Genomic DNA, 13435 nt, shown 5'->3' on the forward strand with positions numbered 1-13435 from the left:
TGTGAAGTCGCCGGCGGCCGTTCCTCCCGCACCCCCCGGAGTCGTCCGCGGTCAGGCGGGCATGATCGGCGGCAGCGGTTCGAGGGCGGTGTGCCAGGCGGCGGGGAGGGCGGCGACGCCCGTGCGGGCGGCGATCACCCCGCCGGCGACGGCGCAGGTGGTGTCGATGTCGCCGCGCCCGGCGACGGTGGTCCACAGGCCCTCGTGCAGATCGTCGAGGTGCCCCGCCGCGCACCACAGGGCGTAGGGGACGGTGTCGGGACCGGACATGCGATAGCCGGAGCCCAGGACCTCCGCGGCGTGCCGGACCGAGGTGTGCTCCGGCATCCGGGCCGCGACCCGCACCCCCGACCGCACGTCGCTCTCGGGGAGCAGTTCGGCGACCGCGTGGAGGAACTCGGGCCGGGCCGGAGCCGGCCCGCCCCGGCTGCGCGTGGCCAGCGCAGCGGCGAGGGCCACCGCCACGGCCCCGGCGACCGCCTCCGGGTGGTGGTGCGAGACGGCGCTCTGGCGGCCGGCCTGTTCCGCGACCACGTCGAGGTCGTCGGCGTGCCAGGCACCCAGCGGGGCGGCCCGCATCGCGGCCCCGTTGCCCCAGGAGCCCTGGCCGCAGAACTGCCCGGCGACCACCTCCCGCCAGGACTCGCCCGCACCGATCCGACGGAGAACGTCGTGCATCGAGGCTCCGTAACCGCGGTGCGTGTCGTCGGCGTAGGCCTCGGCGAAGCGCAGGGCGAGTCGGTCCTGGTCGACGGTGCCGTCGCCCTCGGCCAGTTCCCTTACCAGCACGATCGCCTGGGCGGTGTCGTCGCTCCACCGCCACAGCACCTCCGGGGGCGGCGTCCGCGCCTCCAGGGCCTCCGGCCCTTCCCTGCGCAGGATGCCGAACCAGCGGTCGCCGAAGGCGTCGCCGAACGCGAGCCCGTTCAGCGAGTCCAGCGCGGGGGGAGGGACGTCGATCATCGGAGCAGTATGACAATGCGCCGTCGAGTCGGCACGCTGTTATCCGGCGGTGGACGTGCGAACGAGAGGAGGGGCCCATGTCCCAGGAGGAACGCGACGCCAGGCTGGGTCTGACGGGCTTGACCGGTGCGGAGAGGCAAGCCCGAATCCGCCTGCTGACGGAGTGGATCGAGCGGGAGACCGCAGCGGCGAAAGAGGCCCTGCGGGTGCGGCGGGCGACGCGGGGGCTACTGCCGGAATCGCGGACAGGGACCTCCGAGGCCCGCTCCCCGCGCCCTCCGGAGGCGGACTGACCGCCGTCGCGGTGCCTGGCATCAACCAGCACCAGCACCAGCACCAGCAGCAGCACCAGCACCAGCAGCACCAGCACCAGCGCCCCCTCCTCCCGCGCGCCACCCCCGCGCTCTTGGTTCCGGAGGCAGACGGCGCCGCCTTCCGGACACGCCCTGGGGCGCGTCCGGAAACCCCGTCAGGGCTTGCTGAACTCCTCGATCAGTACCGGGTACTGCTCCCCGCCGTGACCCGCGGCGATCGCCCGGTCGGCCATCGCCTTGAACAGCTTGGGGAGCTCGGCGTTGACGCCCAGCGCCTCGCTCTCCTCGATCAGGTGTGCCATCGCCCGTGCGTCGGTCTCCAGGGCCGCCACCTCTGCGGGGAAGGAGCCCCGGTCGATCTGTTCGGCGTAGCCGGGCAGCCAGTCGGCCACGCCGGCGGCCATCCGGCGGGCGAACTGCGCGTACGTCGCGGCGTCGACGCCGGCGGTCCGGAGCATGGCGGTGCCCTGGAGCCAGGCGTTCAGGACGCTCCACATCATGGCGAGGCCGGCCACGTCGTACAGGGCCGCGAGGCCGTGGTCCTCGCCGAGGTGGGTGACGGCGCCGAGCGCTTCGAGGGTGGTCCTGTGCGTGTCGAAGTCGGCGTGCGGCCCGCTGAGCAGGATCGTCGCGTCGGCGGTGCCGACGACCGGGGGGACGGCCATGATGGCGCCGTCCAGGTAACGGGCGCCGTGCTGTTCGGCCCAGCGGGCGGTCTCCCGCGCCTGGGTGGAGTCGCCCGAGGTCAGGTTGAGCAGTGTCGTACCGGCGAGCCCGGCCTCGCTCGCGCCGAACAGTTCGCGCACGGCGCGGTAGTCGGTGACGCAGAGGACGGTCAGCGGGCTCGCCTCGAGGGCGGCGCCGACCGAGGGAGCCGATCGGGCGCCCCGGGCGACCAGTTCGGTGGCCCTGGAGGGCGAACGGTTCCAGACGGTGGTGGGATGTCCGGCCTTCAGGAAGGCGGTGGCGAGAGCCCGGCCCATCAGGCCGAGTCCGATGACGGTGACGGGTGCGGCGGTTCGGTTGGTCATGGCAGCATCGTCAACGTTGATACCGGTGTGAAGGTCAAGCGAGGTGCGATGCGGATCGGGGAACTCGGGCGTCGGACAGGTGTCCACACCCATCAGTTGCGCTACTACGAAGCCCAGGGCCTGCTGGACGCGGAACGCGGCGCGAACGGATACCGCGAGTACGACGAGAGCGCCGTGCTGCGGGTGAAGCAGATCCGGCACCTGCTCGGTGCCGGTCTGTCCTCCGAGGACATCGCGTACCTGCTGCCCTGCGCGGTCGGTGAGGTCCCGGAGTTGACGGGATGTCCGGAGCTGCTGGCGGCGATGCGGTCACGGATGCGGCGCATCGACGACCAGATGGAGCGGCTCGCCGAGTCCCGCGGCGCGCTCGCCGTCTACATCGACGCGGCCGAGCGCTCGGGAGCCGAGACCTATCCGCCCTTCGACGAGGCGGGTCTGGACGGGCGGGTTCCGGCATAGCCTGAAGAGGTCGAGGGAGGACGCGCCATGAGACAGGAAGCCGACCCGGGGCTCTTCGGCCCACGTTCCGTGACCTGGCAGGTGCACAGCGACCCCGTCATGTGGATCGCCGGTGTCCGGGCGCTGTGGCTGCAGGCGCTGCATCCCGTCGCCGTGCGCGGCGTCATGATCAACAGCAGCTTCCGGGAGGACCCCTGGGGGCGGCTCATGCGGACCGCGACCTTCGTCGGGACCCTGAGCTACGGGACCACCGAGGCCGCCGAGACGGCCGGGGCCAGGGTGCGTCTGATCCATCGGCGGCTCGGCGTGGACGACCCCGAACTGCTCCTCTGGGTGCACTGCGCCGAGACCGATTCGTACCTCTCGGTCGCCCGCCGCTCGGGCATCCCGCTCTCCGGCGCCCGCGCCGACCGGTACGTCGACGAACACCGCACCTCGGCCCGGCTCGTCGGGCTCGACCCGGCGACCGTCCCCGGGTCCACCGCCGAACTCGCGGACTATTTCGACGCCGTACGGCCCCGGCTCGCCGCCGGCCCGGACGCCCGCACCGTCGAGGAGTTCCTCCGCCGCCCACCCGTGGCACCGGCGCTCGTACCGGCGCGCGAGGTGATCTGGCGGCGCGTCGCGGCGCTCGCGTACGACACTCTGCCCCCTTACGCCCACGCGCTCTACGGCCGCCCCGCCCCGCCGGCCGAGACCGTCACCCGTCGTCTCGTCGCCACGGCCAACCTGCTCCGCTGCATCCCCTCCCGCCTGCGCTGGCGGCTGCCGCCCCAGCACATCCTCCGCGCCATGGACCGGCTCGGTCCGGAGACCCGGCCCGACCCCTTCGGGTACCCCGCCCCGTACCCACTGTCCGACCCGGCGTCCATACTGGAGAAGCCGGATAAGGCGTAGAAATCGACGGGGGCGGCAGCACACGATGGGGGACTCGAGACTGATCCAGGGCCGATACCGCCTGCACGAGGTCATCGGTCGCGGGGGTATGGGCGAGGTGTGGCGCGCCACCGACGAGGCGCTCGGCCGCGGTGTCGCCGTGAAGTGCCTCAAGCCGCTCGGACCGCAGCAGGACCCCCAGGTCCTCACCGTGGTCCGCGAGCGGTTCCGGCGCGAGGCCCGGGTGGCCGCCGCGCTCCAGCACCGGGGCATCACCGTCGTGCACGACTTCGGCGAGTACGACGGGGTGCTCTTCCTCGTCATGGAGCTCCTCGAAGGGCGCAACCTCAGCCAGCTCCTCGCCGCCAACGCACAGCACCCGCTGCCCGTCCAGGACGTCGTCGAGATCGCCGACCAGGTCGCCGACGCCCTCGCGTACACCCACGGGCACGGGATCGTGCACCGCGACCTGAAGCCCGCGAACATCATGCGGCTGCGGGACGGGACGGTGAAGATCTGCGACTTCGGAATAGCGCGCCTCGGCGCGGACGTGGGCTTCACGTCCAAGCTCACCGGAACCGGCATCGCCATGGGCACGCCCCACTACATGTCCCCCGAGCAGATCGGCGGAGGCGAGGTCGACCACCGCAGCGATCTCTACTCGCTGGGATGCGTGCTGTACGAGCTCGCCACCGGCGCCCCGCCGTTCGACCTGGGCGACTCCTGGGCGATCCTCATCGGGCACCGCGACACGGTGCCGAGTCCGCCGCGCGCGCACCGCGCCGAACTCCCGGACTACTTCGACCGGCTCGTCGTCGACCTGCTCGCCAAGGTGCCGGAGGAGCGGCCGGCCGACGCGGGCGACCTGCGCCGCCGGATCGTCTCCGGCCGGGTCTCGCCGCCCCTTCCGGCCGGTCCGCCCTTCCCCGGGGCCACGGTCGTGCCCGGCCCGGGCCCCGGCTTCGGTCCCGGCGCGCCCGCGCCCGTGCCCGCCTGGGTCCGGGCGATCACCGGCGGGCACCGGCCCGCCGGCGGCAGCACCCCGCGTCCCGTGGCCCACGACCCCGCCGCGGCCGTGCTCACCACCGAGTGGACCACCACCTCCGGCGGGCCCGCACCCGACGCGCGTCCGGCGGAGCGGGTCGTCCCGTCCGCCGAGCTGATCGCGGTGCTCGCCGGCCGATACCGGGCGGGCATGGGCCTCGGGCGTCTCGGCCGCTGGGGCGAGGCCGAGTCCGTGCACCGGTCCGTCGCCGAGCACCGGGCCGTGGCCCTCGGCGAGGACCACCCCGACACCCTGGCGAGCCACTACGAGGTCGGCTTCGCCCTCGCCCGGCTCGACCGCCCCGCCGAGGCCCTGGCCGTCTTCGACCGGGTCGCCGCGACCCGGTCCCGTGTCCTCGGCGAGGACCACCCCGACACTCTGGCGGCCCGGCAGGAGCGGGCCTACGCGCTCGGTCGCCTGGGACGGCACTCCGAGGCGTACGAGGTGTACGTCTCCGTGCTCGCCGCCCGTGAGCGCACGGTGGGCCCCGACCACCCCGACACCCTGCGCTGCCGGCACAACCTGGCCTTCACTCTCGGCCGCCTCGGCCGCGTCGAGGAGTCGTACCGCACGGCGCACGAGGTCGCGGAGGCACGGGCCCGGCTCCTCGGCGAGGACCATCCGGACACCCTTCTCACCCGGCAGGAAGTGGCGTACACCCTGGGCCGGCTGGGGCGGGGCGAGGAGGCGCTCGCCCAGTACCGCGCGGTCGCCGACGCGCGCGCCGCGGCCCTCGGCCCCGACCACCCGGACACCCTCGCCGCCCGGTACGAGACCGGAGTCTGCCTCGGCCGGCTCGGCCAGGCCGCGGACGCGCTCGACGTCTGTCTCGACCTCGTCGCCGCCCGCACCCGCGCGCAGGGCGCCGACGGCCCCGAGACCCTGCGCGCCCGGCACGCCCTCGCCGTCAACCTCGGCCGGCTCGGCCGCTGGTCGGAGGCGCTGACCGAGTCCGAGAGCGTCCACGCCGACCGCCTGCGGGTCCTCGGGCCCGACCACCCGGAAACACTCCTGAGCCGCCGCGAGACCGCCGTCGCCCTCGGCCGGCTCGGCCGCCGGGAGGAGGCACTCGAGTCCCACCGCGCCGTCGCCGCGGCCCGCACCCGGCTCCTCGGCCCCGCCCACCCCGACACCCTCGCGGCCCTCGACGACGAGGCCCACTGCCTGGAGCGCCTGGGGCGACACGCCGAGGCGGCCGCCCTCCACCTGAGAGCCGCGGGCCCACCGTCCTGAGCCCCTCCGGGCCCGCCGGGCCGATCCCCCGCGGGTCCGGCGGCGCGATCCCCGTCCTCCGAGTGCCTGACCGGCAGGATCCGAAGGAGACGACTTCGGCCATGTCCGGCGACCTCGCGCGGTCGGTCTTCCCCGGCCGTCGCCGGCGTGTGAGCATGAGCCATGACCGCCCCCGACACGCTCCCCGATGCCCGGACCGCCTCCCGCTCGTACGACGCCGTCGTCGTCGGAGGCGGCCACAACGGCCTGGTCGCCGCCGCCTATCTGGCCCGCGCCGGGCGTTCCGTCCTCGTCCTCGAGCGGCTCGGCACCACCGGTGGGGCGGCCGTCTCCACCCGGCCCTTCGCCGGGGTCGACGCACGGCTCTCCCGCTACTCGTACCTCGTCTCGCTCCTCCCGGAGAAGATCGTGCGCGAGCTCGGACTGCGGTTCGCCGTGCGGAAACGGTCCATCTCCTCGTACACCCCCAAGGGAGACGGGGGCCTGCTCGTCGGCGGTGGACCCGAGCGCACCCGTGCCTCCTTCGCCGCGCTCACCGGCTCCGACCGCGAGTACGAGGCCTGGCAGGCCTTCTACGACCGCACCGCCCGCGCCGCCCGCCGCATCTTCCCCACCCTCACCGAGCCCCTCCCCACCCGCGCCGAGCTCCACGCCCGCGTGGACGACGCCGACACCTGGCGGATCCTCTTCGAGGACCCCCTCGGGGTCACCGTCGAGCGGGAGTTCGCCGACGACCTCGTCCGTGGCGTGGTCCTCACCGACGCCCTCATCGGAACCTTCGCCGACGCCCACGACCCGGCGCTCCTCCAGAACCGCTGCTTCCTCTACCACGTCATCGGCGGAGGCACCGGCGACTGGGACGTGCCCATCGGCGGCATGGGCGCCCTCACCGACGCCCTCGCCGACGCGGCCCGCTCCGCCGGGGCCCACCTCCGCACCGGCCACGAGGCCACCCGGATCGAGACCGACGGGCAGCGCGCCACGGTCACCTACCGCACCGCCGACGGCGAGGGCACCGTCGACGCAGGCCAGGTCCTCGTCAACGCCTCCCCCCGCGACCTGGCCGTCCTCCTCGGCGAGGCGCCCCCGCCCGCCCCGGAAGGCGCCCAGCTCAAGGTCAACATGCTGCTCACCCGGCTGCCGAAGCTCCGCGACCGCTCCGTCGACCCGCACGAGGCCTTCGCCGGCACCTTCCACATCGCCGAGGGGTACGAGCAGCTCGCCACCGCCCATGCCGAGGCCGCCGCCGGCCGGCTGCCCTCCGCCCCGCCCTCCGAGATCTACTGCCACTCCCTGACCGACCCCACGATCCTCGGCCCCGGACTGGCCGCCACGGGTCACCACACCCTCACCCTGTTCGGGCTGCACACCCCCGCCCGGCTGTTCACCGCCGACAACGACAGCACCCGGACCGCGCTCCTCGCGGCGACCCTCGACCAGCTCGACGCCCATCTGGACGAGCCGATCGCCGACTGCCTCGCCGTCGACACCGACGGCCGCCCCTGCATCGAGGCGAAAACCCCGCTCGACCTCGAAAGGGAACTGCGGCTGCCCGGCGGCCACATCTTCCACCGGGACCTCTCCTTCCCGTACGCGGAGGAGGGCACGGGCCGCTGGGGCGTCGAGACACGCCACGCCAATGTGCTCCTGTGCGGAGCGGGCGCGATCCGGGGCGGCGGAGTGAGCGGCATCCCGGGGCACAACGCCGCGATGGCGGCACTGGGCCGCTGACGAGGGCGTCCGCCGCGGGGGCGCCACGGGCGCGCCCCCGGCGGGGGCTCTCCGTTCGGCCCCGTTGACGTCGCCCCGTCCCCGCCTGTGGTGTGAAGCTGATCTGCGAGCGCGCTTAAGAAATCCTCGATGGACCGCGAGCGCTCCGTACGGAAGATTCTCTTCCAGGGATCTTGGGCGCGCAGTCGCGCCCGTACCCCGCACATCACAGGACACGCACGTCGGGAGCCGTGGCATTGAAGGCATTGGTCAAGCTGAAGGCGGAGCCGGGACTCTGGCTCACGGACGTGCCCGAGCCGGAGACCGGCCCCGGAGACGTACTGATCAAGGTCAAGCGGACCGGCATCTGCGGGACCGACCTGCACATCCGCTCCTGGGACGGCTGGGCGCAGAAGTCGATCGCCACGCCGCTGACCGTCGGCCACGAGTTCGTCGGCGAGGTCGTCTCCGTCGGCCGTGACGTCGCCGACATCAACGTCGGCGACCTGGTCAGCGGCGAGGGCCACCTCGTCTGCGGCAAGTGCCGCAACTGTCTGGCCGGCCGCCGCCATCTCTGCCGCGCCACCATCGGTCTCGGCGTCGGCCGGGACGGTGCCTTCGCCGAGTACGTGGCGCTGCCCGCGTCCAACGTGTGGGTGCACCGCGTCCCCGTCGACCTCGACATCGCGGCGATCTTCGACCCCTTCGGCAACGCCGTCCACACGGCGCTCTCCTTCCCGCTCGTCGGCGAGGACGTCCTGGTCACCGGCGCCGGCCCGATCGGCATCATGGCCGCCGCCGTCGCCAAGCACGCCGGCGCCCGCAGCGTCATGATCACCGACGTCAGCGAGGAGCGCCTCGCCCTGGCGCGCAAGACGGGCGTCACCCTCGCCCTCAACGTCGCCGAGCACACCATCGCCGACGGCCAGCGCACCCTCGGGCTCAAGGAGGGCTTCGACGTCGGCCTGGAGATGTCCGGCAACCCCCGCGCGATGCGCGACATGGTCGCCAACATGACCAACGGCGGCAAGATCGCCATGCTGGGCCTGCCCAGCGAGGACTTCGCCGTCGACTGGGCGAAGATCGTCACCTCCATGATCACGGTCAAGGGCATCTACGGCCGCGAGATGTTCGAGACCTGGTACGCGATGTCGGTGCTCCTGGAGGGCGGTCTCGACCTCGCCCCCGTCGTCACCGGGCGCTACGCGTACACCGACTTCGAGGCCGCCTTCGACGACGCGGCCTCCGGCAAGAGCGGCAAGATCATCCTCGACTGGACTGCGGGAGCCTGACCCATGTTCGATTCCGTACGCGACGACATCCGTACCACCCTCGACGAGATCCGGCAGGCCGGGCTGCACAAGCCCGAGCGGGTCATCGGCACCCCCCAGTCGGCCACCGTCGCCGTCACCTCCGGCGGCCGCCCCGGTGAGGTGCTCAACTTCTGCGCCAACAACTACCTGGGCCTCGCCGACCACCCCGAGGTGATCGCCGCCGCCCACGAGGCGCTCGACCGCTGGGGCTACGGCATGGCGTCCGTCCGCTTCATCTGCGGCACGCAGGAGGTGCACAAGGAGCTGGAGGCGCGCCTCTCCTCCTTCCTCGGCCAGGAGGACACGATCCTCTACTCCTCCTGCTTCGACGCCAACGGCGGAGTCTTCGAGACGATCCTCGGCCCCGAGGACGCCGTCATCTCCGACGCCCTCAACCACGCCTCGATCATCGACGGCATCCGTCTCTCCAAGGCCCGCCGCTTCCGCTACGCCAACCGCGACATGGCCGACCTGGAGCAGCAGCTGAAGGAGGCCTCGGAGGGCGGCGCCCGGCGCAAGCTCATCGTCACCGACGGCGTCTTCTCCATGGACGGCTACGTCGCCCCGCTCGAGGAGATCTGCGACCTGGCCGAGCGCTACGACGCCATGGTCATGGTCGACGACTCGCACGCCGTCGGCTTCGTCGGCCCCGGCGGCCGCGGCACCCCCGAGCTGCACGGCGTCATGGACCGCGTCGACATCATCACCGGCACCCTCGGCAAGGCCCTCGGCGGAGCCTCCGGCGGCTACGTCGCGGCCCGCGCCGAGATCGTCGCCCTGCTGCGCCAGCGCTCCCGCCCGTACCTCTTCTCGAACACCCTCGCCCCGGTGATCGCGGCCGCCTCCCTCAAGGTCCTCGACCTCCTGGAGTCCGCCGGTGACCTGCGCGACCGGCTCCGCGCCAACACCGAGCTGTTCCGGATTCGGATGACGGCGGAGGGCTTCGACATCCTCCCCGGCGACCACGCCATCGCCCCCGTCATGATCGGCGACGCGTCCGAGGCCGGCCGCATGGCCGAGCTGCTCCTGGAGCGCGGTGTGTACGTGATCGGCTTCTCGTACCCGGTCGTGCCGCAGGGCCAGGCCCGCATCCGCGTCCAGCTCTCCGCCGCCCACTCCACGGACGACGTGAACCGGGCCGTCGACGCCTTCGTCGACGCCCGCGCCGCCCTGCGCGGCTGACGGCTCCACGGCGGGGCCGGTGCCGCCGCGGTGAGCGGCGGGGGTCTCGCGGGCCGGTTCCACCGCGGTGAGCAGGGGGCTCGTGGCCTGCGAGACTAGGGGCATGATCGAAGCACGGCGGTTGCACATCCTCCGTGCGGTGGCCGACCACCGCACGGTGACCGCGGCGGCCGCCGCGCTCTATCTCACCCCCTCGGCGGTCTCCCAGCAGCTCGCCGCCCTGGAGCAGGAGACCGGCCACCGCCTGGTCGACCGCAGCGCCCGGGGCGCCCGCCTCACCCCGGCCGGCGAGATCCTGCTCAGCCACGCCAACGCGGTCCTGGCCCAGTTGGAGCGCGCCGAGTCCGAACTCGCCGCCTACAGCTCCGGCGAGGCCGGTACGGTCACGGTCGCCGCCTTCGCCACCGGCATCGGGCTGGTGGTGGCCCCCGCCCTCAGGGCCCTGGCCGGCACCGCGCCGGGCATCCGGGTCCTGGTCCGGGACGCCGAGGGCGACGAGAGCCTGCTCATGGTCCTCGACCGGCAGGTGGACGTGGCCGTCGCGGTCGAGTACCGGGGCGCTCCGGGCGAGGACGACGCCCGGCTCACCCGGGTCCCCCTCTACGCCGAGCCCTTCGACGCGGTCCTGCCGACCGGCCACCCGCTCGCGCCCGGCGAGAAGGTCGCGCTCGCCGACCTGGCCAAGGACACCTGGATCGGGCAGTCCACCGGCAACCCCTGCCATGACGTGACCGTTCTGGCCTGCGAGTACGCCGGGTTCGCGCTGCGCCTCGATCACTCGTCGGACGACTTCCGCGCGGTCGTCGCCCTCGCGGCGGCGGGCGCGGGTGTGGCGCTCGTGCCGCGTTCGGCACTGCGCGGCATGGAGCTGACCGGTGTGGAGGTGCGGCCGATCGACGGCGTCGCCCCCACCCGCAGGGTCTTCGCCGCCGTCCGGCGGGGCGCGGAGGAGCACCCGCTGATCAGTCCCGTACTGAGCGCCCTGCGCGAGGCCTCGGCACCGGGCGCCTGAGACGCCCGGGAGGGTCGGCCGGTGGGATCGGCCGCCGGGTGCCCACACCCACGGCCGACGGGGGTGAATCCCGACGACCGTGGGCCGCCCCGGCTACCAGACGGTGGAGAAACCGAGACGCAGACGTTCGTCCTCGGTGGCCACGCCGAGGGAGCCGCTCCGTACCTCGGCGGCCTCCTCCGGGGTCAGCGCCTTCCCGAAGAGGCGCACGTCGTCCAGGGTGCCGCGGAAGAGCTGCGCGACGCCGGCCGGCTGGTTGGGGAAGTCGGGCCGCGCACCGATGTGGATGTTGAACTCGCCGGCCGGGGTGAGGCTGGTGCTCGTCTCCATCAGCGCCACCTTCATGGCGGCGGTGGCCGGAGCGCCCCCGTCCACCGCGAGGCTGATGCCGCCGTCGGCACGGGTGAACACGACGTGGTGCCACGCCCCGTCGTTGTACGAGGAGGGCAGGGTCACCTCCGTGACGCGGGCGTCCGTGCCGACGGTGGCGCGCAGGACGTTGCCCGAGCCGGGTTCGGCGCGGACCGAGAAGTGCCGGCCCTGCATCCCGTACGCCCACACGATCGGCAGCGTGCCGGTGGTGGCCGAGTGCCGGAACCAGGCCGTGACGGTGAAGTTCTTGTCGTCGACCCGCAGGGACGGCGAGCAGACGAGGCGCAGATAGTCGTCCGTGCCGTCGAACTCCATGGCCTTGCCGCTGCCGCGGGTTCCGAGGACGGCCCCGCCGTGGATGACGGCATGGTTGCCGGGCTCGCCGGGTGCCCGTTCGCGGGTGTCGGCGGTGCGCGGGCGGCGCAGCTCGGTGGCGGCGCCGTTCATCCCCGTCTCGGTGAAGGAGGCGAAGACGACGTTGCCGTGCGGGATGTTGGCGGCCGTCTCGTACAGGATGCCGATGGAGCGGTCCGGCAGCAGCGTCAGGTCGGAGTAGCCGGTGCGGGCCGCCGAGACCAGGGTGCCGACGGTCTTCCAGGTCCTGCCCTCGTCGTACGAGGAGCGGACAGCCAGCTCACGCCGGTCCTCCAGCGCGCTCGGGCCCAGTCGCGAGGGGCCCGAGTAGAGGAGCTGGTCGGGCTTGCCTTCGCGATCCTCCGCGTGCAGCCGCAACAGCGAGCCGAACGTCGGGGACGTGTCCAGGTTGGCCACCGGGGTGAAGGGCGCGGCGAAGGAGGCTCCGCCGTCGGCGCTCGTGGTCTCCAGCCGGTGCTCGTTGGTGGCGCAGCGGGTGGGTTCGGAGTTGCGCGCGTTGACGTACACGGCGCCGTCGGTGGTCTGGGCGACGGTCAACTCACCGGGGAACGCACCGGTCTTCGGCACGGGGGTGGTGGTGGCGCCCAGGCTCCAGGTCAGGCCGCCGTCGTCGCTGAAGTACAGCTGGGCCCCCGCGGTCGTGTCGCCTCCCGCCGTGTGGTCGCCCGGCACGATCAGCCGGCCCTGGTGCGGGCCGCGGTCGAGCTGGATGCCGTGGCCGGGGCCGGTGGAGACCCAGCCCCATCCGGCGGGCTTGAGCTGCGGCAGCGCGACGCCGGCGGACCAGGTCGCTCCGCCGTCCGTGCTGTGCACCGCGTGGACGGTGCGGGGGAATCCCTTCCGTGAAGGGGCGGCCGCGTTGCGGTTCCAGTCGCTGCTGGAATACAGCAGCGTGATCCGGCCCGTGGCCGCGTCCACGACGGGCGCGGGGTTGCCGTGCGCCAGCGCGTCACCCGCGCCGACGACGACCCTGAGGTCGTTCTCCCAGGTCCTGCCGCCGTCGAGGGACCTCCTGAGCACGATGTCGTTGTCGCCGACATCGTTGCAGCCGGTCGTGTCCAGCCGCGTGCGGCCCTCGGCGAAGGCGAGGACGATGCCCGTCCCCGTGGTGACGACGGCTGGGATCCGCGTGCAGAAGTAGTTCTCGCGGGCCTTGAAGAGCGTGGTGAGCACCTGCGTCGGGACCGACGCCGTGGTGGTGCCCGTGGAGCCGGTGACGGCTGTGGCGTTCGCCGCCGACGCGGCCGCGCGCGACGGCGGTGCGACCGCGAGGACGACCGCCGCCAGGACGGCGAGGGAGAGGGCGCACAGCCACGCGGACAGGGCGAAGGGACGCGCGCCCGGTGGGCGGCGCTCGGACAGGGAGAACACGAAGGAACACCTCGGAATGCGAAGACGAAGGACGATGGGGCGGCTGGGCCCGGAAGCGGTTGTGCCGCTCGTGGGCGGGCCGGTCGCGGCGACCCCCGCCTGCCGGAAGCGCACCGCGAACGGGCGACGCGGCAAGCGCTCGCCTAGGCGTTCGCTCCGTCCCCCCCGGTGAGATCTCC

10 protein-coding genes are annotated in these 13435 nt (G+C 73.5%); 7 read left to right on the top strand and 3 right to left on the bottom strand.

Annotation, left to right across the window (positions count from 1 at the left end):
- Nucleotides 1-51: 51 nt before the first annotated feature.
- Together IE311_RS20390 and IE311_RS20395 are read right to left on the bottom strand one after the other, a co-directional pair.
- Nucleotides 52-963, bottom strand: a complete 912-nt coding sequence (locus IE311_RS20390; protein ID WP_189833180.1) for an ADP-ribosylglycohydrolase family protein — start codon at nt 961-963, stop codon at nt 52-54.
- Between the two features lie 469 nt (nt 964-1432).
- Nucleotides 1433-2308: an NAD(P)-dependent oxidoreductase gene (locus IE311_RS20395; protein WP_189833181.1), complete on the bottom strand. Its 876-nt coding sequence runs from the start codon at nt 2306-2308 to the stop codon at nt 1433-1435.
- A 48-nt stretch (nt 2309-2356) separates the two neighbouring features.
- Between IE311_RS20395 and IE311_RS20400 the strand changes: the two genes are divergently transcribed.
- The 7 genes from IE311_RS20400 to IE311_RS20430 all read left to right on the top strand — a co-directional run bounded on the left by IE311_RS20400 (nt 2357) and on the right by IE311_RS20430 (nt 11138).
- Entirely contained in the window at nt 2357-2767 is a 411-nt protein-coding gene (locus IE311_RS20400) for a MerR family transcriptional regulator (RefSeq protein WP_189833275.1), read from the top strand.
- Between the two features lie 27 nt (nt 2768-2794).
- On the top strand, nt 2795-3664 hold the full coding sequence (locus tag IE311_RS20405) for an oxygenase MpaB family protein (RefSeq protein ID WP_189833182.1): 870 nt from the start codon (nt 2795-2797) through the stop codon (nt 3662-3664).
- Between the two features lie 25 nt (nt 3665-3689).
- Nucleotides 3690-5921 carry a serine/threonine-protein kinase gene (locus tag IE311_RS20410; protein ID WP_189833183.1) on the top strand — a complete coding sequence of 744 codons (2232 nt, stop codon included), beginning with the start codon at nt 3690-3692 and terminating at the stop codon, nt 5919-5921.
- A gap of 162 nt (nt 5922-6083) precedes the next feature.
- Complete coding sequence (locus IE311_RS20415; protein WP_189833184.1) at nt 6084-7652, top strand: phytoene desaturase family protein; 1569 nt, start codon at nt 6084-6086, stop codon at nt 7650-7652.
- Nucleotides 7653-7888: 236 nt separating this feature from the next.
- A complete protein-coding gene (tdh, locus tag IE311_RS20420; RefSeq protein ID WP_189833276.1) occupies nt 7889-8923 on the top strand; it encodes an L-threonine 3-dehydrogenase in 1035 nt (344 codons plus the stop codon).
- Nucleotides 8924-8926: 3 nt separating this feature from the next.
- Complete coding sequence (locus tag IE311_RS20425; RefSeq protein ID WP_189833185.1) at nt 8927-10126, top strand: glycine C-acetyltransferase; 1200 nt, start codon at nt 8927-8929, stop codon at nt 10124-10126.
- A 103-nt stretch (nt 10127-10229) separates the two neighbouring features.
- The gene (locus IE311_RS20430) at nt 10230-11138 is read left to right on the top strand and encodes a LysR family transcriptional regulator (RefSeq protein WP_189833186.1); all 909 of its coding nucleotides are present in this window, start codon (nt 10230-10232) and stop codon (nt 11136-11138) included.
- Between the two features lie 93 nt (nt 11139-11231).
- Here the strand turns inward: IE311_RS20430 and IE311_RS20435 are convergent, their stop codons facing one another.
- Nucleotides 11232-13256: a sialidase family protein gene (locus tag IE311_RS20435; protein ID WP_189833187.1), complete on the bottom strand. Its 2025-nt coding sequence runs from the start codon at nt 13254-13256 to the stop codon at nt 11232-11234.
- Nucleotides 13257-13435 lie beyond the last annotated feature (179 nt).

This window comes from Streptomyces zaomyceticus, from assembly GCF_014656215.1.
Taxonomy (GTDB): Bacteria; Actinomycetota; Actinomycetes; order Streptomycetales; family Streptomycetaceae; genus Streptomyces; species Streptomyces zaomyceticus.